The organism is Nocardia brasiliensis (assembly GCF_042691675.1).
Taxonomy (GTDB): Bacteria; Actinomycetota; Actinomycetes; order Mycobacteriales; family Mycobacteriaceae; genus Nocardia; species Nocardia brasiliensis_D.
In genome coordinates, this window is sequence record NZ_CP170507.1 from 6,127,886 (window position 1) to 6,149,106 (window position 21,221).

The 21,221-nt window shown below is 67.6% G+C and carries 21 protein-coding genes; 13 read left to right on the top strand and 8 right to left on the bottom strand.

The window, feature by feature from the left end:
* Positions 1-91 precede the first annotated feature (91 nt).
* A complete protein-coding gene (locus ACFK0J_RS28200; protein ID WP_378743093.1) occupies positions 92-1,636 on the bottom strand; it encodes a cobyric acid synthase in 1,545 nt (514 codons plus the stop codon).
* Positions 1,637-1,814: 178 nt separating this feature from the next.
* Positions 1,815-2,678 (bottom strand): type I methionyl aminopeptidase, encoded by an 864-nt coding sequence (gene map / locus ACFK0J_RS28205; protein ID WP_378732397.1) that lies wholly within the window; start codon positions 2,676-2,678, stop codon positions 1,815-1,817.
* A 142-nt stretch (positions 2,679-2,820) separates the two neighbouring features.
* Between map and ACFK0J_RS28210 the strand changes: the two genes are divergently transcribed.
* Positions 2,821-3,831 (top strand): LLM class flavin-dependent oxidoreductase, encoded by a 1,011-nt coding sequence (locus tag ACFK0J_RS28210; RefSeq protein WP_378732399.1) that lies wholly within the window; start codon positions 2,821-2,823, stop codon positions 3,829-3,831.
* A 130-nt stretch (positions 3,832-3,961) separates the two neighbouring features.
* On the opposite strand, the gene ACFK0J_RS28215 is transcribed toward ACFK0J_RS28210, so the two are convergent.
* Positions 3,962-4,741 (bottom strand): GntR family transcriptional regulator, encoded by a 780-nt coding sequence (locus ACFK0J_RS28215; protein ID WP_378732401.1) that lies wholly within the window; start codon positions 4,739-4,741, stop codon positions 3,962-3,964.
* Positions 4,742-4,839: 98 nt separating this feature from the next.
* Between ACFK0J_RS28215 and ACFK0J_RS28220 the strand changes: the two genes are divergently transcribed.
* The 9 genes from ACFK0J_RS28220 to ACFK0J_RS28260 all read left to right on the top strand — a co-directional run bounded on the left by ACFK0J_RS28220 (position 4,840) and on the right by ACFK0J_RS28260 (position 12,878).
* The gene (locus tag ACFK0J_RS28220) at positions 4,840-5,967 is read left to right on the top strand and encodes a TIGR03364 family FAD-dependent oxidoreductase (protein WP_378732403.1); all 1,128 of its coding nucleotides are present in this window, start codon (positions 4,840-4,842) and stop codon (positions 5,965-5,967) included.
* Positions 5,968-5,975: 8 nt separating this feature from the next.
* A complete protein-coding gene (locus tag ACFK0J_RS28225; RefSeq protein WP_378732405.1) occupies positions 5,976-6,665 on the top strand; it encodes a phosphonatase-like hydrolase in 690 nt (229 codons plus the stop codon).
* A 77-nt stretch (positions 6,666-6,742) separates the two neighbouring features.
* On the top strand, positions 6,743-7,834 hold the full coding sequence (locus tag ACFK0J_RS28230) for a 2-aminoethylphosphonate ABC transporter substrate-binding protein (RefSeq protein WP_378732407.1): 1,092 nt from the start codon (positions 6,743-6,745) through the stop codon (positions 7,832-7,834).
* A 28-nt stretch (positions 7,835-7,862) separates the two neighbouring features.
* Positions 7,863-9,056 carry an ABC transporter ATP-binding protein gene (locus tag ACFK0J_RS28235; protein WP_378732409.1) on the top strand — a complete coding sequence of 398 codons (1,194 nt, stop codon included), beginning with the start codon at positions 7,863-7,865 and terminating at the stop codon, positions 9,054-9,056.
* Between the two features lie 62 nt (positions 9,057-9,118).
* Entirely contained in the window at positions 9,119-10,021 is a 903-nt protein-coding gene (locus ACFK0J_RS28240) for a 2-aminoethylphosphonate ABC transporter permease subunit (protein ID WP_378732411.1), read from the top strand.
* 4 nt (positions 10,022-10,025) lie between these two features.
* A complete protein-coding gene (locus ACFK0J_RS28245) occupies positions 10,026-10,823 on the top strand; it encodes an ABC transporter permease (protein WP_378732412.1) in 798 nt (265 codons plus the stop codon).
* Between the two features lie 35 nt (positions 10,824-10,858).
* Positions 10,859-11,455 (top strand): DUF4126 domain-containing protein, encoded by a 597-nt coding sequence (locus tag ACFK0J_RS28250; RefSeq protein ID WP_378732414.1) that lies wholly within the window; start codon positions 10,859-10,861, stop codon positions 11,453-11,455.
* Positions 11,456-11,712: 257 nt separating this feature from the next.
* Positions 11,713-12,258, top strand: a complete 546-nt coding sequence (locus ACFK0J_RS28255; protein WP_378732416.1) for a hypothetical protein — start codon at positions 11,713-11,715, stop codon at positions 12,256-12,258.
* Entirely contained in the window at positions 12,240-12,878 is a 639-nt protein-coding gene (locus ACFK0J_RS28260) for a hypothetical protein (protein ID WP_378732418.1), read from the top strand. The genes ACFK0J_RS28255 and ACFK0J_RS28260 overlap by 19 nt, the downstream gene beginning before the upstream one ends.
* 271 nt (positions 12,879-13,149) lie before the next feature.
* On the opposite strand, the gene ACFK0J_RS28265 is transcribed toward ACFK0J_RS28260, so the two are convergent.
* The 3 genes from ACFK0J_RS28265 to ACFK0J_RS28275 all read right to left on the bottom strand — a co-directional run bounded on the left by ACFK0J_RS28265 (position 13,150) and on the right by ACFK0J_RS28275 (position 15,166).
* Positions 13,150-13,509: a DUF4254 domain-containing protein gene (locus ACFK0J_RS28265; protein WP_378743095.1), complete on the bottom strand. Its 360-nt coding sequence runs from the start codon at positions 13,507-13,509 to the stop codon at positions 13,150-13,152.
* 528 nt (positions 13,510-14,037) lie between these two features.
* Positions 14,038-14,466, bottom strand: a complete 429-nt coding sequence (locus ACFK0J_RS28270; protein ID WP_378732420.1) for a ribonuclease domain-containing protein — start codon at positions 14,464-14,466, stop codon at positions 14,038-14,040.
* 121 nt (positions 14,467-14,587) lie between these two features.
* Positions 14,588-15,166 (bottom strand): TetR/AcrR family transcriptional regulator, encoded by a 579-nt coding sequence (locus ACFK0J_RS28275; RefSeq protein ID WP_378732421.1) that lies wholly within the window; start codon positions 15,164-15,166, stop codon positions 14,588-14,590.
* A gap of 120 nt (positions 15,167-15,286) precedes the next feature.
* On the opposite strand from ACFK0J_RS28275, the gene ACFK0J_RS28280 reads away from it, so the two are divergent.
* Entirely contained in the window at positions 15,287-17,035 is a 1,749-nt protein-coding gene (locus ACFK0J_RS28280; RefSeq protein WP_378732422.1) for a phytoene desaturase family protein, read from the top strand.
* Positions 17,036-17,120: 85 nt separating this feature from the next.
* Positions 17,121-17,981 (top strand): helix-turn-helix transcriptional regulator, encoded by an 861-nt coding sequence (locus ACFK0J_RS28285; RefSeq protein WP_218470514.1) that lies wholly within the window; start codon positions 17,121-17,123, stop codon positions 17,979-17,981.
* Here ACFK0J_RS28285 and ACFK0J_RS28290 read toward each other — a convergent pair.
* The gene (locus ACFK0J_RS28290) at positions 17,978-18,808 is read right to left on the bottom strand and encodes an ABC transporter permease (RefSeq protein ID WP_378732423.1); all 831 of its coding nucleotides are present in this window, start codon (positions 18,806-18,808) and stop codon (positions 17,978-17,980) included. The genes ACFK0J_RS28285 and ACFK0J_RS28290 overlap by 4 nt on opposite strands.
* Complete coding sequence (locus ACFK0J_RS28295; protein WP_378743097.1) at positions 18,805-19,620, bottom strand: ABC transporter permease; 816 nt, start codon at positions 19,618-19,620, stop codon at positions 18,805-18,807. Before ACFK0J_RS28295 ends, ACFK0J_RS28290 begins: the two co-directional genes overlap by 4 nt.
* A 217-nt stretch (positions 19,621-19,837) precedes the next feature.
* Between ACFK0J_RS28295 and ACFK0J_RS28300 the strand changes: the two genes are divergently transcribed.
* On the top strand, positions 19,838-21,220 hold the full coding sequence (locus ACFK0J_RS28300; protein ID WP_378732425.1) for an APC family permease: 1,383 nt from the start codon (positions 19,838-19,840) through the stop codon (positions 21,218-21,220).
* Position 21,221: the final 1 nt, after the last annotated feature.

The window sequence follows — 21,221 nt, forward strand, 5'->3', positions numbered from 1 at the left end:
CCCGTGCTTCTTCCGCGCCCTCGACCCGCGCCTTACCCGGAGCCGAATTCCTTACTGCAAGGTAAGGGGCGACGTTCGTCACGTCAACAGTTCATGGACGCCAGGGTGCGGTGGCGGAGATCGTGCTGGTGGCCAGGGTCGGTAGACCGGCGGGCGCGCCGTCGGCGAGCAGGCTCGCCAGCTGCGTGAGATCGAGGTGGTTTTCGATCAGATCGGCCAGCAGATCGAGTTGCGCCGAGCGTACGGCGGCGACGGAAATGTCTTCGGCGGCAACGAAGCCGGTACGTCCGGCGGCCGCGGCCACGGTAGCCAGCCAGGCACGGCGGAATTCGTCCGATTCCAGCAGGCCGTGCAGGTGGGTGCCCCAGAGCGCGCCGTTCACACTGCCTTCCGGCTGTCCCTCGATGTCGAGCCAGGGCTGGTCGCCGTTGCCGATCACTCGACCGTAGTGAATCTCGTAGCCGTGCACCGGGACTCCGGCGGCATCGTGGCCGATACTGCGGCGCAACACTTTCGGATCGGCGAATTCGATCTCCAGGTTCAGCAGGTCGAGTCCGGCGACCGACCCGACACCCGACTCCACCGGGTCGACAATTCGCTTGCCGAGCATCTGATAGCCGCCGCAGATGCCGAGAATCGGTCCGCCCGCCAGCGCTCGTGCGCGCAGGGCGTCGGCAATTCCGTTGCGCCGCAACCACTCCAGATCCGACACGGTCGCCTTGCTGCCCGGCAGCACCACGAGATCGGCCCCGGCCAGCCGGGACGGCTCGCTCGCCCAGCGCACGGAAACCCCGGGCTCGCAGGCCAGCGCCTCGATATCGGTGGAGTTGGAGATTCGCGGCAGCCGAATGGCGGCGACGGTCAGCCACTCGGTACCGACGGGCGGACGGGGGCGGCCGACCGGTGCGTCCGCGACGGTGCCCAGCGAATCCTCGGCGTCGATCCACAGTTCCTCGGTGTACGGAATCACGCCGAGGGTCGGCCGGCCGGTCAGCTCGGTCAACCGGTCCAGGCCGGGACGCAACAGCTCGACATCGCCGCGGAACTTGTTGATCACGAACCCGGAAATCAAGTGCTGGTCTTCGGGTTCCAGGATGGCGACGGTGCCGAACAGGTGGGCGAGCACCCCACCGCGGTCGATGTCACCGACGAGCAGCACCGGAAGCCGCGCGGGCCGCGCCAACCCCATGTTGGCCAGATCCGTTGCACGCAGGTTGATTTCGGCGGGCGATCCGGCGCCTTCACAGATCACCACGTCGAATTCGGCGCGCAGCGAAGCGAGTTCGGCGGCCACCACCTCACGCAGTTCGCGACGGTGCTGAAAGTAGTCCCGAGCGCCGACCGTGCCGACCGCCTTGCCGCGGACCACGAGCTGGGAGCGGCGATCGCTGCCCGGCTTGAGCAGCACCGGATTGAACCGCACGCTCGGCTCCAGCCCGCACGCCTGCGCCTGCAAGGCTTGTGCCCGCCCGATCTCGCCGCCGTCGAGGGTGACCACGGAGTTGTTGGACATGTTCTGCGCCTTGAACGGCGCCACCCGCACCCCGCGCCGGGCGAGCATGCGGCAAAGTCCTGCCACCACAACACTTTTACCCGCGTCCGAGGTGGTCCCCGCGACGAGCAGCGCACCCTTCACCGCGGTCGGCCCGGCGCAGGCGGCACAGCAGGGTGAGGACTTCCGCGCCGGTTTCGGTGACCACCCGACGGCGCGAGCCTCGAACTGCGCGGTCCGCACCTCACGGCAAAGTGAGGATTTCCGCGCCGGTTTCGGTGACCACCCGACGGCGCGAGCCTCGAACTGCGCGGTCCGCACCTCACGGCAAAGTGAGGATTTCCGCGCCGGTTTCGGTGACCACGAGGGTGTGCTCGAACTGGGCCGTCCACTTGCGGTCCTTGGTGACCACCGTCCAGCCGTCGTCCCAGATCTCGTAGTCGATGCCGCCCAGGTTGATCATCGGCTCGATGGTGAAGGTCATGCCGGGTTCGATGATCGAATCGATGGCGGGCTGGTCGTAGTGCAGGATCACCAGGCCGCTGTGGAAGGTCGGTCCGACGCCGTGGCCGGTGAAGTCGCGCACCACGCCGTAACCGAATCGGTTGGCGTAGGACTCGATCACCCGGCCGATGACGTTCAGCGCCCGGCCGGGCCGGACCGCCTTGATCGCCCGCAGGGTGGCCTCTTCGGTCCGTTCGACGAGCAGCCGGACCTCCTCATCCACCTCGCCGGCCAGGTAGGTCTTGTTGGTGTCGCCGTGCACGCCGTGGATGTAGGCGGTGACGTCGATGTTGACGATGTCGCCGTCCTCGATCACCGTCGAGTCCGGAATGCCGTGGCAGATCACCTCGTTCAGCGAGGTGCAGCAGGACTTCGGAAAACCCTTGTAGCCCAAGGTCGACGGGTAGGCGCCGTGGTCACACATGTACTCGTGGGCGATCCGGTCCAGCTCGTCGGTGGTGACGCCGGGTGCGACGGCCTTGCCCGCCTCGGCCAGCGCCTGTGCCGCGATCTTGCCCGCGATCCGCATCTTCTCGATCGTCTCGGTGGTCTGCACCCAGGGCTCGCTGCCCTCGTTGACGGTCTTCTTCCACGCGTATTCCGGGCGCTCGATCGTGCGCGGGACCTCGCGGGTCGGTGACAGGGTGCCGGGGGTCAGCGGCTTGCGAGTGCGGACAGACATAGCGAACAGCGTAATCGGACCCTCGCACAGGTGCCGCGGGCGCGGACCGTACGCGTCGCCGAAGCCAGGCGGAATAGTGGCGGACCACGGTCCGTTTACCGTAGTGGTTGACATCGACACTACTGAGGAAAGAGGCTCGACCGTGGAACTGGGACTCACGACATTCGCCGAGTTGTACCCGGTCGGCGACCGGCCCGCGCCGAGCGCGGGTGCGCGGCTGCGCGAGGTGGTCGAGGAGGCCGTCACCACCGAGCGGGCCGGGCTCGACGTCTACGGCGTCGGCGAACATCACCGCAAGGATTTCGCGGCGTCCTCGCCCGCGGTCGTGCTGGCCGCCATCGCGGCGCGAACCGAGAAGATCCAGCTGACCAGCGCGGTCAGCGTGCTCAGCTCTGATGATCCGGTCCGGGTGTACCAGGACTTCGCGACCCTGGACGGTCTGTCCAACGGTCGCGCGGAGTTGATGGCCGGGCGCGGCTCGTTCACCGAATCGTTCCCGCTGTTCGGCTATGACCTGTCCGACTACAACGAGCTGTTCGAGGAGAAGCTGGCGCTGTTGCTGCACATCCGCGAGGACGGGCCGGTCACCTGGTCCGGCAAGTTCCGCGCGCCGCTGCGCGAGGCCATCGTCTATCCGCGCACCGACCACCGGCCGCTGCCGGTGTGGATCGCGGTGGGCGGCAGCCCCGAGTCGGTGGTCCGCGCCGGGCTACTCGGCCTGCCGCTGGCGATCGCGATCATCGGCGGCCAGCCCGCCCGTTTCAAGCCGCTGGTCGAGCTGTACCACCGGGCGCTCGCCGAAGGTGGACACGAGAAGCAGCCGGTGGCGGTGCACGCGCACGGCTACCTCGCCGACACCGACGAGCAGGCGGTCGCCGACTTCTACGAGCCGTACGCGTTGGCCATGAGCACCCTCGGCCGGGAACGCGGCTGGGGGCCGATGACCCACGCCCATTTCGACGCGCTGCGCTCGCCGGAGGGTTCGCTGTTCGTCGGCACGCCGGATTACGTCGCCGAGAAGGTCGCCGACATTCGCGACACCCTCGGCCTGGACCGGTTCATGCTGCACACCAGTGTCGGCACACTGCCCCACGAAAAGGTGCTGCACAACATCGAATTGCTCGGCGAGAAGGTAGCCCCGCAGGTCCGCTGACCCGACACCTATTGCGCCGCGCACACTTTCGCTTCCCGCGCGCGAAATCGCTGACGATTCCGCGCGCGGCGGGCGGGACGGGGCGCGGTGGGCGGACTACGCGGTGAGGTGGACTACGCGGTGAGGTGGACTACGCGGTGAGGTGGGCTTCGAAGGCTATGCGGTCGCCGCGGTAGAGGCCGCGGACGCGTTCGATCGGATCGCCTTCGGGGTCGGTGCTGCGGCGGTGCAGCAGTAGCAGCGGTAGGGCCGTGGTGCATTCGAGGAGGGCGGCCTCGCGCGGGGAGGCGAGCACCGTTTCGATGCGTTCGGTGGCGCGGGCGAAGACGACGCCCGAGGCGCGGATCGCGGCATACAGCGAGGTGCCCGGATCGTAGGTGGTGCGCAGGTTCGCGAAGCGGTGCAGCGGCAGGTAGGTGCTCTCCAGTCCGATTCGTTCACCGTCGGCGAGCAGCACCCGCTCCAGGTGCATGACCGAAGTACCCACGGGCACACCGAGATCGCGAGCGGTGTCGGCGTCGGCGGGCACGTCGTCCCAGCCGACCAGCAGCCGCCCGGGGACGCGGCCGTAGCTGATCGCCCCTTCGGTGTAGGAGCGAAGCGACAGCGGCTGCACCATTTTCGGGCGGGAGACCACGGTGCCACGGCCTTGTCTGCGAATCCGGCCATCCACCAACAGATCCCGCAGCGCCTGACGCACGGTCTCGCGCGCCACCTCGAACCGGACCGCCAGATCGCGTTCCGAGGGAACCGGATCGCCCTCGTCGAGATCGTCGAGGATCGTCTCCAGCTCGGTGCGCACCCGGTACGACTTCGGCAACCGCTCGGGCAGCGCGAATTCGGTTCGCCCGCCGTGTATGTCGTCGGGCACCGGGTCGGCGCCGATCCCCGCCACCTCCGTTGCGTCCATGGCCCACAGCGTACCCGCAATTGGTCTATACCAATTATTAACCTGGCGTTAGCGTGGGCAACACTCCTTGGTCTAGACCAATGTGCACCATGGGGTTCATGCGATTGGTCATCATCGGAGGTGGAATCCTTGGCACCGCTCACGCCCTGGCCGCCGTCCGACGCGGTCACGAGGTCGTGCAGGTGGAGCGGGAGACCGAGGCCCGCGGCGCAACGGTACGCAACTTCGGCCTGGTGTGGGTCTCCGGGCGCTCCGCCGCCGAACTGGAACTGACCCTGCGCTCGCGGCAGCTGTGGGAGGAGATCGGCGGCAAGGTCCCCGCCGTCGGGTTCCGCCCGGCCGGATCGATCACGCTGGTGCGCACCCCGGTCGAGTTGGCCGTCGCCGAGGCCGCCGCGGCCGGTCCGTCGGCCGAGGCCCGCGGGTTCGAGTTGCTCGACCCCGAGCGGGTGCGCGCGATCAACCCGGCGCTGCGCGGGAAATTCTTTGCCGGACTGCATTGTTCGACCGACGCCGCGGTCGAGTCGCGGCAGGCGCTGCCCGCGCTGCGCGCCTATCTGGCGGCCACCGGCCGCTACACCTTCCACGCCGCCACCGAGGCCAGGGCGGTCACCGACACCACGGCGGGCGCCAGCGTGCTCGACGATCAGGGCCGCCGCTTCGACGCCGATCTGGTGCTGGCCTGCCCCGGTGCCGCACACGGCGGCCTGACTCGCGAGTTGGTCGGCTCTCTGCCCGTGCGCCGGGTGCGGCTGCAAATGATGCAGACCGCGCCGCTCGGCGAACCGCTCACCACCGCCATCGCCGACGGCGACAGCTTCCGCTACTACCCCGGCTTCGCGGGCGCTGAGGTCGACACGCTGAATCGGGAACAGTCCCAATCGGCCACCGCCGCCGAGCACAAGATGCAGCTGCTCTGTGTGCAGCGCTTACACGGGGGTCTCACCATCGGTGACACCCACGAATACGACGAGCCGTTCGCGTTCGACGTGGACGAGGCGCCGTACGAGCACCTCACCGCGGTCACCGAGGAACTGCTCGGACGCAAACTGCCGCAGGTGGTTCGGCGGTGGGCAGGCGTGTACAGCCAGAGCACCGACCCGACCGCGATCGTCACCCGCGCCAAGGCAGGCGAGCACACCTGGGTGATCACCGGCCCCGGCGGCCGCGGCATGACCCTCGGCCCCGCTCTCGGCGAGGAAACCGCCGACCTACTCGACCTCTGAGGATTGCTTTGTCGAACAACACCATTCAACTGGCCGTCCTGGACATGGCGGGCACCACCGTCGCCGACGGTGGCCTCGTCCTGCGCGCCTTCGACGTCGCCGCCACCGCGGCGGGCATCGACACCGAAGGGCCGCAGCGCGACAACGCCCGACAGTACGTGCTGGACACGATGGGTCAGTCGAAGATCGCCGTGTTCCGTGCGCTGCTGGGCGACGAGGACCGCGCCCAAAAGGCCAACCGGGCCTTCGAGTCCGCCTACGAAGCGTTGATCGACGAGGTCGACATCACGCCGATTGCCGGTGCGGCCGAGGCGATCACGAAGCTGCGCGGCGCGGGCATCAAGGTCGCACTCACCACCGGGTTCAGCCGGACCACCCAGGATCGCCTGCTGACTGCGCTCGGTTGGCAGGACGTCGCTGATCTGACCCTGGCGCCCGCGGACGCCGGACGCGGACGCCCCTACCCCGACATGGTCCTCACCGCCCTGCTGCGCTTGCGCGCCGACGCGGTGGATCGCGTTGCGGTGCTCGGCGATACGACCAGCGATATCGCCACCGGCCTGGCCGCGGGTGCCCGGATCGTCGCGGGCGCGCTCACCGGTGCGCACGACGAGGCGCAGCTGCGGGCGGCCGGCGCGACCCATGTCGTGCCGTCGGTCGTCGAGTTCACCGAGCTGGTGCTGGCCGACCGCACCTGACCCCGTCGACCCGGCACCTCCGGTGTCGACCCATCCGACCCTCCGACACTCCTCACGAACCGAAAGTTGTAGTCATCGTGCGTACTTCGAACACGCCGTCCCGCCTGGCCCGCACCCTCTCCCGGACCGCGCTGCTCGTCGCCGCCATCACCGCCGTCGCGTCCACCGCGGCCTGCGGCGGCACCGGCACCGGCACCGGCACCGGCACCGACAGCGCGGGCGGCAAGACCGTCACGGTCTACTCCGCCGACGGTGTCGGCAGCTGGTACCGGACCCAGTTCGCGGCCTTCCGGAAGCAGACCGGCATCGCGGTCGACCTGGTGGAGGCGGGCTCCGGCGAGGTGGTCAACCGGGTCGACAAGGAGCAGGCCAACCCGCAGGCCGACGTGCTGGTCACGCTGCCGCCGTTCATCCAGAAGGCGAAAGCCGCCGGGCTGCTCCAGGACAGCGGTGTGGATACCAGCGCGATCCCCGCCGCCGACAAGGACGCCGAGGGCAAGTACGTCACCCTGGCCAACAACTACCTGTGCTTCATCGCCAACCCGGCGGTCGATGCCACCGCGATCACCTGGGACGACCTGCTGAAGCCGGAATTCAAAGGGAAGCTGCAGTATTCGACGCCGGGACAGGCGGGCGACGGCACCGCCGTGCTGATCCTGCTACAAAAGCTGCTCGGCAAGCAGAGTGCGCTCGACTACCTGAACAAGTTGCAGGCCAACAATGTCGGGCCGTCCTCGTCCACCGGCAAGCTACAGGCCAAGGTCGACAAGGGTGAGCTGCACATCGCCAACGGGGACGTGCAGATGAACCTGACCACCATCAAGGAGAAGGGCTCGAAGTTCAGCGTCTTCTTCCCGGCCGCCGCCGACGGCAAGAAGTCGACCGTCGCGGTCCCGTACGTGATGGGTCTGGCCAAGGGTGCCCCGCACCAGGCAGGCGCGAAGAAGCTGATGGAGTTCCTGCTGTCCGCCGAGGCGCAGAAGACCCTGGGCCCGGACGCTTTCGCGGTGCCGGCCCGCGCGGAACTGCGTGCGGCCCCGGTGACCGGATCGGGTCCGTCGCCGAGTTCGGTGCTGAAGGGTGTCGAGCTGCTGCCGGTCGATTGGCACACGGTGCTCACCGATCTGGACGCCGACCTGGCCGCATACCAAAAGGCCACCGGTAGCTGAAACCCCGTACACCACAAGGGAGTCGACCATGACCACCGGTGACGCGCGTACGAAGTCATCCACTACCGCCCCGCCGCGGGCTACCGTCGGGGCACCGGCGATCGTGTTCGATCGGGTCGGCGTCAGCTACCGCAGCGGCCGCAAAACCACTGTCGCGCTGGCCGATTTCACGCTGCGCGTCGCCCCGGGCGAGACCGTCGCCCTGCTCGGGCCGAGCGGCTCCGGCAAGTCGACCGCGCTCAAGGCACTGGCCGGTTTCGTCCGACCGACCTCGGGCGCGGTCCGGCTGGCCGGGCGCGACGTCACCGACCTGTCGCCCGCCAAACGCGGGATCGGCGTGGTCGTGCAGTCCTACGCGCTGTTCCCGCACATGAGCGTGCACGGCAACGTCGCCTTCGGGTTGAAGTCACACCGGGTGCCGCGCACCGAGATCGGTGTCCGGGTAGCCGAAGCGCTGGACATGGTCGGTATGGGCGCTTACGCCGAACGACTGCCCAGAGAACTGTCCGGTGGCCAGCAGCAGCGGGTAGCGATCGCCAGGGCACTGGCCATCCGCCCCAAAGTGCTGCTGCTGGACGAGCCGCTCGCCGCGCTGGACGCCCAACTGCGCCAGTCCATGCTCGGCGAACTCCAGCAGCTACGAAAGGCCCTGCCGGACACGGCCATGCTGTACGTGACCCACGACCAATCCGAAGCTTTGGCCTTGGCCGATCGCATCGCGGTCATGCGCGACTCCCGCCTGGTCGACATCGACACCGCCGAAAACCTCTGGCGGCGGCCACCCACCGACTTCACCGCCGCGTTCCTCGGTGGCGCGAATCTGCTGCCGTGCACGGTGAACCGAGTGTCGGGCGGATCGGCTCTCGTCACCGTCGGCACCCAGACCTTGCGCGCGGAGGCACCTATCCCCGGTGTGGGCCAAGAGAACTGGGTCCTCGACTCGCCTGCCCTGCTGTGTGTCCGACCGCACACCGTGCGCATCGTTGCTGTCGCCGAACGCGATGCCCTGCGCGCAACGGTGGTGTCCGCCGTCTGGCGCGGCGCCTCGACCCGATTGCACGTGGCCATCGATGGGTTGGCCGACGAAGTCACCGCCGACGTCCCCGGCCATGTCGACACGTCCGTCGGCTCGGTGGTCGGCGTCCGCTTCCCCGACCCCGCCGGAGTGCTGATCCCCCGGGCGGTCGGCGCAGGCACGACCAGCATGCAGGTGCAGCCGTGAGACGCCGAGTGGTGGCGTATCGGCCCCGGGCGTTCCGCGAGAAGCCGAGCGGGAGACCGATCGTGAGCGCGCCCACGCCGCTCGAGCCGCTTGCCGAACCCCAGCCGCCGAAACGGCCTGCACAGCAACGTAACTGGAAGCCAGTGTGGTGGAGCTTGCCGCCACTACTGGTGGTCCTGTTCATCGCCGTCTACCCGATCGTGCGGGTCCTGGCGGAGTCCACGGTGACACCCACCGGCCGGGGTACGTCGGTCTGGTCGCAGGTGCTCGGCTCCGAGTCCTTCCGAAATGCGTTGTGGCGCACCGTGTCCATTGCGGTGAGCTCGACCGCGGGCTGCCTGGCGCTCGGCACGTTTCTGGCGATCGTGCTGGCGTTCGTGCCGTTTCCCGGGTCGCAGGTGGTGGGCAGGCTCATCGATACCGTGCTGACACTGCCGTCGTTCCTCATCACGCTGGCGTTCACCTTCCTCTACGGCACGGCGGGTGCGGTGAACGCGGCGATCGCCCGGATCACCGGGAGCAACGAACCGACACTGAACTTCCTGGCCACCCCGCTCGGCGTAATCCTGGCCGAGATCACCTTTTTCACGCCGTTCGTCGTGCGCCCGCTGCTCGCGGCGTTCGCGCAACTACCGCGCGAACAACTCGACGTGGCAGCGAGTCTCGGTGCATCGCCATGGCGCGTGCTGCGCCAGGTAGTGCTGCCCGAGGCGTGGCCCGCACTGGCGGCGGGCGGCAGCCTGGTATTGCTGTTGACGCTCAACGAGTTCGGCATCGTCCTGTTCACCGGAGCGAAGGGCGTGATCACCCTGCCCGCGCTGATCTACACCCGCGGCATCGTCACCTTCGATCTGCCCGGCGCGGCGGTGCTCGCCTCGGTGCAGGTGCTGCTGTCGCTCACGTTGTACGTCGGGTACCGGCTGGTCTTCGCCCGGTTCACCGGTGCGTCCGGAAAGGAAGGCTGACCCGATGCTGGTGTGGACCAAGCGGGGCAGGGCCCTAGTGCTCGCCGTGTTCGCGCTCGTCGTGCTCGTGGTGTTCGCCGCGCCGATCGCCACCGTTGTCGCGGCCGCGCTCGCCGGGCAGTGGACCGGTCCGCTGCCGTCGGACCTCGGCTTCGGCAACTTCGAGCGCGCATTGTCCGGCGAGCAGGCGGCCAGTCTCTCGGTGAGCCTGCAAACCGCGCTACTGGCCGGCGCGCTTTCCCTGGTGCTGGGCACCTGGGCCGCCCTGGCGTCCCGCGAGGCGCCCGGCTGGTGGCGCCGCTGTACCGACGCGGTGTTCCACCTGCCGGTCGCGGTCCCATCGGTCGCCATCGGCTTGGGCGTGCTGATCGCGTTCAACGAGCGTCCGGTATTGCTCGGTGGCACCAAATGGATTGTCATCGTCGCTCATTCGGTGCTCGTGCTGGCCTACGCGTTCAGCGCGGTCGCCGCCGCCCTCGACCGGCTCGACCCCGGCTACCGGCAAGCCGCCGAATCGCTCGGCGCGAGCCCGGCCCGCGTGCTCTGCCAGGTCACGCTGCCACTGCTGCTTCCCGCGCTCGGCGGGGCGGCCGGACTCGCCGTCGCCCTGTCGATGGGCGAACTGGGCGCCACCATCATGGTCTACCCGGCCACCTGGAAGACCTTGCCGGTCGGCATCTTCGCCCAAACCGACCGTGGCGAGGTCTTCGACGCCGCGGCCGGTACCACCCTGCTGGTCCTGGTCACCTTGGTGTCGCTGATCCTGCTCGGCCGCCTCCGCGGCCGCGCCGCGCTGCGCTGATCCGAAACATCGGATCAGCGCCCTAAGATGACGAGGTGTCAGCACTCCCCCTGATCTTCACCGCGGGCTGGGCGAGCGGGGTCAACGCCTACGCCGTGGTGTTGTTGCTCGGCATCTTCGGTCGCACCGGGCTGTCCGACTCGGTACCGGAGGCGCTGCAACGCACTGATGTGCTGATCGCGGCCGCCGTGCTCTTCGCGATCGAGGCGGTCGCCGACAAGATTCCGTATTTCGACTCCTTCTGGGACGCACTGCACACGGTCGTGCGGCCCGCCGCGGGTGCCGTCGTCGCGGCACTGCTTGCGGGACAAGACGGTTCGCTCTCCGAGCTGGCAGCGGGTGCGGTCGGCGGCGCCACCGCCCTCGCGAGCCATCTGGTCAAGGCCGGAACTCGGATGGCCATCAACACCTCACCGGAGCCCGCGAGCAATATCGTGGCCAGCACCGCCGAGGACACCGCCGTCGCGGGGGTCATCACCCTCGCCATCTTCCATCCGCTGCCCGCGGCCATCGTCGCGGGCACCCTCCTCGTGGTCGGCCTGTTCCTGGTGGCGTTCCTCGCCACCCGTATCCGTCGTTACCTCCGCCGCCGCCGACAACGTCGGGAGATGGGCGGCGCTACCCCCGTCTGACCGGGCAATGCCGCCGCCGCGGTGCCTGGCCCCCGAAAACCGGTATGCGCGACATATCCTCACAACGACCACGGGGGGTCCCTCGGTATCTGAGGAAAGGCTGGCCGTCGAACAATGGCATCAGCGGCGACGAAGCTAGTGAGGCACCTCGAGCCGTTGTCCGCGCCGCAGCGGCGACGGGCAATCGCGACGACGGCGTTACGGTTGGCCGGTCTCGGCGCGCTGCTGACCGAGCTGGCGGGGCGTGGGCGCTACGAGTGGATCATCTCGATCACCTGGCCGCGATCGCGGGCGACCGCGGTCATCTTGTCGGACAGCTGGATTCGGCAGGACAGGAATTCGTCTCGCGCGCGGTCGTCGCACTCGTCCGGATCGGCGTCGCGCCCGAGGTGCTGGTCGAGCGGTTGCCACGAATGGCGCACCGGACTCGGCGGGTCCTGTATCGCGCGCTCGGCCGCGGGCGCGATTCCAGCCTCTCCGATGCGCTATTGCCCGGCGTCCGGCAGCATTTCGGCGACGCCGAGGCAGCACGCGTCTTGCCCTACTACTCGACCGGCCTGGTCACCGAGCAGCTGCCTGAGCTCGCGTACGCGGCACCGAACTGGCAGACCTTGAGCCGCAAGCACACCGACGTCGTGCTCAGCTATTTAGAAGATCTCGCCGCCGCTGTGGCCGCGCATCGCAGCCTCTGCGGACACCTGCGCGATCCGCTACCCGGATCGCCTGCTCGCCCTCGCCGCGCACGTACGCGTCGGGTCGCCGCCGCTCGATCCCGGTGCGGCACGTGCAGCTCTACGGTCTGAACGCGATCGCGGGCAAGTTGGCTCCGCACGACCCGGCCGCCATCGTCGAGCTGATCCTGCATCCGAGCGGACGCGGCACCGGCCTGTCCGGACGGGCGCTGTTCACCGCATTGCGCGAGCTCCCCCGACGACCGACTGGTCGCCGTGGACGCGGCGTATTCCGGATATCAGCGGCGGCGGTTCCTCGCCACCCACGACTCTCGACGTTGGTCGGCAATCTCGGCGGCGCGACCGGGCGGACGGAGCAGGCGCGGGCGACGGCCGTCGCCGTTGCCGAACGACTGGGGAGTGAACCGGAGTGGCGGCGGTCAGCGATAGATCTGCTGCTCGCGCGGAACCGTTGGGCCGACGCCGTGTCGAGCGCGCGATCGATCCGGCAGGCGTGTGGTCTCGCCGAGGGCGCTCTGGTGCGTTACCCGGCCGAACGACTGGGGATTCAGCTGGCGCGCACCATCCGGATGGTTCATGGCGACACCGTGTCGGCAATCGCCTACGACCGCGCCGCCGACGTGGACACCGCGACAGCGCTGGCGGCCGTGGCGCTGATCGCGCAGGGCGGCGGTCACTTCGGCTGGACGTCCACCCTGGGTGGATCTGCTCGCCCGAATGCGGACGCATGAGCAGCCTGATGTTCGTCCGGCGGCGCACGAAATCTTCACTGCTGCTGAATGATTGGAATCACCACAGAGTTCCCCAGCGGGCGTGCCGCGCCAGTCGACCACGCGGCACGCCGGGCGGGGCGCCCCGTTGCGCCCGCCGTCACTGTGCCGGCGACGTGATCGTCCAGATGGAGCCACTGGTCGGATGACTACGCCTGGGACGTCGCCTATCGGGCAAGTGACGCTACCGGGGCAGTGTCACTATCGCGGTGGAATCCGTCGTTCGAGAAGATCATTGTTCCGGCAATCGGCGGCGGCCACCGGCCACGTCGGTTACCAAATCAGTGTACCCATCAACAAGTTCTGCCAGGTGGTACCAGTGTTTATGGGTGTTGTCACTGCGCACGCCCTCGACGTCGATCGCTTGGTTCGCGTCTACCCAGCTACGCGCCATCCGGTCCACCACAGCACCGAGGCTTTCCGTGTGCAGCGACGCACCGTTGCGATGCTGCGGTATCTCTTTGCCGATCCAATCATTGATATCGTCGACGAGTTCACTTCGGCGGCAGTCGATTTCTACGATCAGCGCGGAGTCGCGCACCTGCTGCCTGCGCGCGTGCAGTTCGGCGAGAGCATGCGCGGACCGGAGCATTTCCCGATCCTGGAAACGACGACCTTGAAAGGCACACAACAATTGCGGAGCAGTCGGCAGCACACCTACTGTTGGCGCGCTCATCGCCGTACCCCGAGTTCACCCGACACCAACGCGTTTTGTACCAACATAATTGGCTCTCGATTCGGTTATCCCGGTCATCGGATCGGTTGTTCACAACTAGGCTAGCTGGATCATGCTCTTACAGATGCAAGAACGCAAGAGTGCGTCCGCATGGCTGCGAGCCCTCCGTTCGGGCATCGGGTAAGGGCCTTCTCCCCCAGCTGGACAACAGGTTCTGCGGCCGATGAGCGGGAGTGTCACCGATGATCTATCGCGATCCAGGATGCCGGTTTCGGACGGACGCCAGTGCACGTCCTGGGCCTGCGAGCACTGTCGGCCGCGAATTGCGATGGGCACTCGACAGCGCCAATAGCGGTGGCCAGTCGATTGCTGGCCGTCACCGCGGGCTTCGATATCGACCCGGCACCCGTGTCAAGACTGGTTACGCCTTGCGCCGGAGGGCGTTCAGCGCATTCGAGTGAACGTGGCGTAATGGTCCCCGGTGTACCACGCGGATCTCTCGCTTCCGGTGACGATGCGTTCGGCATCACGGGTCTGCCCGGGCTTCTTGATATTGACGTCCCACTCTTGATAAGTGATCGGCCTGCCCGCCGCGTCAGTGCGCGGCAGCGTCCCCTCGCGATTCGACCAGGTACCACCGCCTTTGGTGCCGGAGCCGTCGTTCGGCGGCCACGTGCCCGCATCGATCCTGGCGAGTGTGTCCCAGGCCCGTTGCGGGACAGCGGCCCCGAGCAGCGTGATCGATTCCGTCTGCGCGGGCCGCGCATGCTGCTCCTGCGCACCCGTCGACAGCCCGAGCACCAGCGTCAAGGCCGCGGCCACCACGGCGAGGAGGTGCACTAGTCGCTTCGCTGTCGATCCCGCCCCAGTCATGACGGTGAACCTACGTGCCCAAACCGAATTCCAGGTTTCGCCAGGTTTCGACTCCGTGAAGGATTGGTGCCGGACAAACACCTTCGCCGGTGCTCATCCCACTGATTCCGGTCCGCCCCGGCTAGGCCCCGCGCTCGGACTGCCGATATTGGAGAAGCTGGTCGAGCTGGTCCGCGACTCGCTCGAGCGGGGTTATCGAACGCGCGGCGATGCACATGACGACCGCGCCTTCGATGGCGGCGACCGCGGTGGTCGCCAGGGACGCCGCCATCGGGGCATCGAAACCCTCGGCGGTCAGCTGCTCGGCGATCAATGTCTCCCAACGCGTGAAGACCTCGGCGGCGATGGCCGGTGCCGCGGGCACCTCCGATCCCGACAGTGCCGCCGCGACAACCGGGCAGCCCGCGGTGAAGTCGGTGGCGACCAGCGTGTCTTTCCACATCTGCACGAAGGCGGCAAGCCGAGCCGCCGACGTGCCGGACCCTTCGGTCGCCGTGATGGCCGCGGCCATCACCTCGCCCGCTGTCCTCGTCGCTTCCTCGATCAGCTGTTGCTTGCCGCGCGGAAAGTTCTGGTAGACGGAGCGACGGGCGGTATTGCTGTGCGCGAGGAGTTCGGTCATGCCCGTGCCCGCGACGCCGTGCCGGCGAATCAGATCAATGGCGCCCATGATGAGCCGCTCACGGGGACGCATCGTCATGGTCGCACCTTACCCATCCTCATCTTGCGGTAGACCGATCATGCTACTACATTGGGTCACACGTAACCCTTCGTAACAGGAAAATCCGGCTGCTCAGCGTGGCACAACCCAGGAGGACACATGACCGCTCTCGTCGGGCAGGACTCGACGGCGACCGACCGCACGTTCGATGCGATCGTCGTCGGCTCGGGAATGGGCGGCATGACAGCCGCGGCGTACTTGGCGGCGGCGGGCAAACGCACCCTGGTGCTCGAGGCCTACGACGTGATCGGCGGCTGTACTCATGCCTTCCGGCGCGCGGGGAAGTGGGAATTCGATGTCGGGGTGCACTACCTGGGTGACTGCGGACCGAACGGGCAGATCCCGACCATCCTGCGCGGCGTCGGGCTGGACAAGAAGATCGAGTTCCGGCCGCTGGACCCCAACGGTTTCGACACCATCGTCTTTCCCGACCTGACTCTGAAGATCCCGCGCGGCTGGGACAACTATCAACACAACCTGATCGAGGCGTTTCCCGCCGAAGCACGAAAGATCCGCAGGGTGGTAGCCATTCTGCGGCGGGTCGGCACGAGCATCGACCACAGTCGCACCCCGGCCTCGCTGCTCGGTAACGCGAAGTTCTTGCTCGCGGCCGGAATTCACGCGCCGTGGGCGATGGTTCCGCTGACGCAGTTGCTGAACGCGCATCGGCTCACCTCTGGACTCAAAGCCGCGATGTCGGTGCAGTACGGCACCTACGCCAGCCCGCCGCATCGCACCCCGGTCGCCGTGCACGCCTTCATGCTGCAGAACTTCCTCAGCGACGGTGCCTGGTTCCCCAAGGGCGGCGGACAGGTGCTCTCCGCCCGGCTCGGCGAGGTGGTCGTCGCCAACGGCGGGCAGATCCGGACGCGGTCGGCAGTGCGGCGAATCCTGGTGGCAGACAAGGCGGTAACCGGCGTAGAGCTCGACGACGGCAGCCGATTCACCGCCCCGATCGTGGTCTCCAACGCCGACATCAAGAAGACCTACCTGGATCTGGTAGGTCGAAAACACCTGCGCGCCACCACCATCGCCCGGGCCCAACGGTTGCGGATGTCGCAGTCGTTCTTCAACTGCTACCTAGGCGTCGACATCGACCTGAGCACCCGGATCGACAACACCAACTTCTACTCGGTGCCGACCACTGAAGATGTCACCTCACTGTTCCAGGATCTGGCCGAGAACAAGGCGGGCTACACCAAGGACGAGCGCATCGAACAGGCGCGAAAGAGGTTGCCCGCGTACGTCAGCGTGACCACGACCAAGGACCCCGGCAACCCGCACGGCGCCCCGGCCGGTTCCTCGGTACTCGAGGTGATGACGCTCGCGCCCGCCGAACCGGAATTCTGGGGCTTGGCCGAGTGGCCCGCCGTCGGCGACGACAGCTACCAGCGCAACCCCGAATACCTCCGAATGAAGGAGGCGTACACCGAGCTCATGATCGCGCGAGTCGCCGAGGTCATCCCCGGCATCGAAGAGCACATCGTGTGGTGCGAGGGAGCCACCCCGCTGACCCAGCACCGCTATACCCGCTCCAGCAGCGGCACCCCGTACGGCCTCGAAATGTCCATCACCCAATTCGGGCCGTTCCGTCCGGGCGTGCGCACCGAAATCGGCGGCCTGTTCCTGTGTGGCGCGAGCACCGCGTGGGGTCCCGCCGTCGAGAGCGCGATGCTGTCCGGCCTGCACGCCGCGGGTGCGGCGTGTGGGCGCGACCTGGATCAGGAGATCCGCGCCGGTCGCGTCCTCGGCATGGTCGACGACAGCGAAGACCCCGCGGGCTGGGAGCCGCTCGCGGCAGCCAAAAAGCTTGCCGTTCGCACCGCCCGTGTTGCGACTCGATCCTGAACGCGGCTGAACCGAAAACCTTGGACCCCCGAGCGATCGCAAGCGGTAGGCTCTGGCCTACGAACACACCGAGAGGGGTGTTGTCATGGCAGGTAAGCGCACCGTCCTGACCGTTCGGCTGCGTCGGTTGGCGGCGATGCTGCAAGAGATGCGCGAGAACGCCGAACTCAGCAAGGAAGAAGTGAGTTCGAAGACCGGCATCAATGTCACCACGCTGTATCGGATCGAGACCGCGCAGGCTCGGCCGCAGCGGCGCACGCTACAAGCGATGCTCGACTTGTACGGCGTGACCGAGGAGAAGCGCGAAGACGCCATCGAGTTGCTGTCGGACGCGCTCAAGCCGGGAATGTCGCGGGCGTATGAGGGCAGCGTGTCCGAGGTGTACGCGGCGTACATCAATTTCGAGGCCGAGGCGCTGTCCGCGCGGCACTACCAGACCTCCACCATCCCAGGGCTACTCCAGACCATGGAATACGCGACGGCGGTCATCGACACCTCGATGCCGAAGGTCGAGGCATCGGTCATGGAGGACCGGGCGCGAGCCAGGATGGATCGCGCCGCCAACCTGACCAAAGACGATCCGCTAGAGCTGTGGGTGGTGATGGACGAGGCCGCCATCCGGCGCACCGTGGGCGGCCCCGCAGTCATGCGCGGTCAGCTGGATCGGCTGCTTCAGGAAACCAAGCGCAAGAACGTGATCCTGCAGATCCTGCCGTTCGACGCGGGCGCCCATCCCGGCATGGCCGGGTCGTTCACGCTGTTGGACTTTCCCGACCCGGCCGACCCCGAACTGGTGTACGTGGAAGGCATCGCCGGCGACGAACTGATCGAGGGACATCCCGAGATCCGGCGCTTCGGCGTCATCTTCGACCAGTTGCGCGCCATGGCGCTGAGCCCGCGCGATTCCGCGGCGATGATCACCGACGCCGCCGCCCGGATGGGTTAACTCCGGCTGGCCCGCCGGTAGCCGACCGCGGCGGGCACCGCGAACACCACGATCGCGCCGACCGACCACGCCACGGTGGCCAAGAGTGCGGCGCGGACCGGGCCGCCCAGCGACAACCCGCGCATGGCGTCGATCGCGTACGTCATCGGCTGGTGCGCGACGATCGGCTGGGCCCAGCGGGGATACGCGGTCAACGGGACGAAGCCGGTGCTGAAGAACATCATGATCGACGAACCCAGCGAAACCGCCTCCACCAGAGCCGCTTTCGCACTGAACACCGCGACAGCGGTGACCAGCGTCGCGAAGCCGAGACCGTACAGCAGCGGCACCCCGAACAACGCGATCCCGGCGAGTACGCCCTGCTCGAACCGAAAGCCGAGCAGCACGCCCACCGTGAACAACACGAGGGTGCACAACAGGATTCGGACTCCTTCGGCGAGGATCCGCGAGGCCAGGCCGGACGCGCGATGCACCGGCAGCACCCACAATCGGGCCAGCAGACCCTGATCGCGCTCCCGTCCCAGGGTGATCGCACCGGCCAGCGACCCCGACATCACCCCCACCAGTGCCACCATCGGCACCGAGCCATAGAGCGCGCTGGCTCCGGAGAACGTCGAAATCTGCTTGCCGAGAACAGTATTCAGCACGATCAGGAGCAACGCCGGGAATACCAGCGATTGCACCATCGTCAACGGGTCACGCCACCACCGAAGTAGCAACCGCCGGGTCTGAATGACGGTCTGCGGCAGGAACAACCGCCAAGTCTCGGTTCGGCCGTGCACGATCGGTAGCTCGGCGGCCGCGAGGCGGATGTCCGTCGTGGTCATGCCGACCTCCGCGCGGCGACCACTACGCCGAGGGCCCCGAACACCACGAGTATCCCCACCGCCCAAGCCAATCCGGGCCCGAGCACCGACCAGCCGACGGCTCCGGCATTGCCGCTGGGATCACCGGCCAGCGCGCGCAGCCCGTAGACGAACTGCGACACCGGCTGGTTACGGGCGAACAACTGGAGCCAGGACGGGAATTGGTGCGCGGGCGCGATACCGGTGGACACCAGGCCGAGGATCAGCTGCGGGAAGATCAACACCTGGGTGATCGCCTCGGGATTCTTGGCGAGACTGCCGATCAGGTCCGCGCCGAGACACAACGCCAACGCCACCAGCAGCGAGTACGCCAGGAATCCCGCCGTGTGCCACCAACTTCCGTAGAACTCGACGCCGATCACCAGGCCGCACACCACCGCGACAGCCAGCGCGATCACGGCGCGGTACAGGGCGGCGGTGATCCGCGCCGCCAATGGCACCGCCGCGGGCATCGGCAGCGACCCGAATCGCACGGTGAGCCCGTCCTCGGCGTCGCTGGCCGCGCGGAACGCGGCGGAGGTCGCGCAGAACGCCACCGCCTGCATCACGATCATCGGCATGAGGAACTGTGCGTAACTGCTGAGCCCGTGCCCGTATCCGCTCATCACCAGCTCGAGCGGCACATAAAAGCCCAGCGTGAACACGGTAGGCGCGACCACGGCGGTCACCAGTTCGCCGTTGCGCCACGACGGCCGGATCAGGCGGCAGGTCAGCACCCACCATTGGGCGACCGCCCCGATCCGCGGCCGCGGCGCAACCGTCAGCAGGCTCATCTGCACGCTCTCATCCTGCGGATACCAGCGCCGGTTTGCCGGGAACCGGCGGTTGTCCGCATGTCGCCCGCGGTGGTCGTAGGAGATACCGATCCAGCGGGCTATTCGGTTCATCGAGTCGATGGTTTTCCGCCGAAAGCGAAGGTCGGTGGACTATTTTCAGAGAGATTCGGGTACTTCATCCGTCTGCCGCGAAATCTCTAGGGAGGGGAGCTCCATGGCCGACGTCACCGCACAGCGGGAAGCGGAGCCGGAGCTGAAGCGGGTGATGGGCCCGTGGCTGCTGCTGCTGTTCGTGGTCGGTGACATCCTCGGCTCCTCGATCTACGCGCTCACCGGCAAGGTGGCCAACGAGGTCGGCGGCGCGGTGTGGGTGCCGTTCGTCGTCTCGTTCCTGGTCGCGTTGGTGACCGCGATGAGTTACCTGGAACTGGTCACCAAATACCCGCACGCGGCGGGTGCCGCGCTGTACACGCACAAGGCGTTCGGCATCCAATTCCTCACCTTCATGGTGGCGTTCGCGGTGATGAGTTCCGGGATCACCTCGGCCTCAACCGCATCCCGCGCCTTCGCGGCCAACTTCGGTAAGGCCTTCGACTTCGATATCGGCACGGGCATCACGGTCACGGTGATCGCGCTGGCGTTCATGGCGGTGGTCGCGGCGATCAATCTCCGTGGCGTCAGCGAGGGCGTGAAGCTGAATGTGCTGCTCACCTGTGTCGAGCTGACCGGACTGCTGATCGTCATCGGAATCGGGTGCTGGGCGCTCGGCGTCGGGGACGGCGATTTCAGCCGAGTCGTCGAGTTCGACACCGGCGACCGGACCGCTGTCGGCGGTGTCATCGCCGCCACCACGCTGGCCTTCTACGCGATGGTCGGCTTCGAGGACTCGGTCAATATGGCCGAGGAATGCAAACAGCCCAGCCGGATCTTCCCGAAGGTGCTGCTGGCCGGGCTCGCCATCACCGCACTCGTCTACGTGCTGGTATCGATCACCGCGATCGCGCTAGTGCCGGTCGCCCAGCTCAGCCAGGGCGACACACCGCTGCTGCAGGTGGTGCAGGTGGGCTGGCCCGCGTTCCCGACGCATGTCTTCGCGTACATCAGCATGATCGCCGTCGCGAACACCGCATTGATCAACATGCTGATGGCCAGTCGCCTGCTCTACGGCATGGCCAGGCAGGGCGTGGTGCCGCGGGTACTCGGGCGGGTCCATGCCGGTCGGCGCACACCGTATGTCGCGATCCTGTTCACCACCCTGCTCGCGCTGGGCCTGATCGCCATTGTCAGCGAGGTTCCCGAACTCGGCGGCACCACCGCGCTGCTGCTGCTCGCGGTGTTCACCATCGTGAATGTCACCGTCCTGGTGCTGCGCCGAGATCCCGTGTCGCACGAGCACTTCCGGACGCCGACGGCGCTGCCGGTAATCGGCGCGCTGACGTGCGGATTCTTGGTGACACCATGGACCGACCGAAATCCGCAGCAGTACGCGATCGCGGGAATCCTGCTCGCGGTCGGGGTCGTGCTGTGGGGCGTGAATCAGCTGGTGATCCGGTATCTGCACGCCGAACCCGCCGCCGCGGAGACGCCGCCCGAGTAGT

Bases quoted from the DNA above. Each gene is read 5' to 3' on its own strand.
- map (WP_378732397.1), bottom strand. From the start codon at position 2,678: ATGTCTGTCCGCACTCGCAAGCCGCTGACCCCCGGCACCCTGTCACCG.
- ACFK0J_RS28215 (WP_378732401.1), bottom strand. From the start codon at position 4,741: ATGGACGCAACGGAGGTGGCGGGGATCGGCGCCGACCCGGTGCCCGAC.
- ACFK0J_RS28220 (WP_378732403.1), top strand. From the start codon at position 4,840: ATGCGATTGGTCATCATCGGAGGTGGAATCCTTGGCACCGCTCACGCC.
- ACFK0J_RS28235 (WP_378732409.1), top strand. From the start codon at position 7,863: ATGACCACCGGTGACGCGCGTACGAAGTCATCCACTACCGCCCCGCCG.
- ACFK0J_RS28245 (WP_378732412.1), top strand. From the start codon at position 10,026: ATGCTGGTGTGGACCAAGCGGGGCAGGGCCCTAGTGCTCGCCGTGTTC.
- ACFK0J_RS28265 (WP_378743095.1), bottom strand. From the start codon at position 13,509: ATGCTCCGGTCCGCGCATGCTCTCGCCGAACTGCACGCGCGCAGGCAG.
- ACFK0J_RS28270 (WP_378732420.1), bottom strand. From the start codon at position 14,466: ATGACTGGGGCGGGATCGACAGCGAAGCGACTAGTGCACCTCCTCGCC.
- ACFK0J_RS28275 (WP_378732421.1), bottom strand. From the start codon at position 15,166: ATGACGATGCGTCCCCGTGAGCGGCTCATCATGGGCGCCATTGATCTG.
- ACFK0J_RS28280 (WP_378732422.1), top strand. From the start codon at position 15,287: ATGACCGCTCTCGTCGGGCAGGACTCGACGGCGACCGACCGCACGTTC.
- ACFK0J_RS28285 (WP_218470514.1), top strand. From the start codon at position 17,121: ATGGCAGGTAAGCGCACCGTCCTGACCGTTCGGCTGCGTCGGTTGGCG.
- ACFK0J_RS28290 (WP_378732423.1), bottom strand. From the start codon at position 18,808: ATGACCACGACGGACATCCGCCTCGCGGCCGCCGAGCTACCGATCGTG.
- ACFK0J_RS28295 (WP_378743097.1), bottom strand. From the start codon at position 19,620: ATGAGCCTGCTGACGGTTGCGCCGCGGCCGCGGATCGGGGCGGTCGCC.
- ACFK0J_RS28300 (WP_378732425.1), top strand. From the start codon at position 19,838: ATGGCCGACGTCACCGCACAGCGGGAAGCGGAGCCGGAGCTGAAGCGG.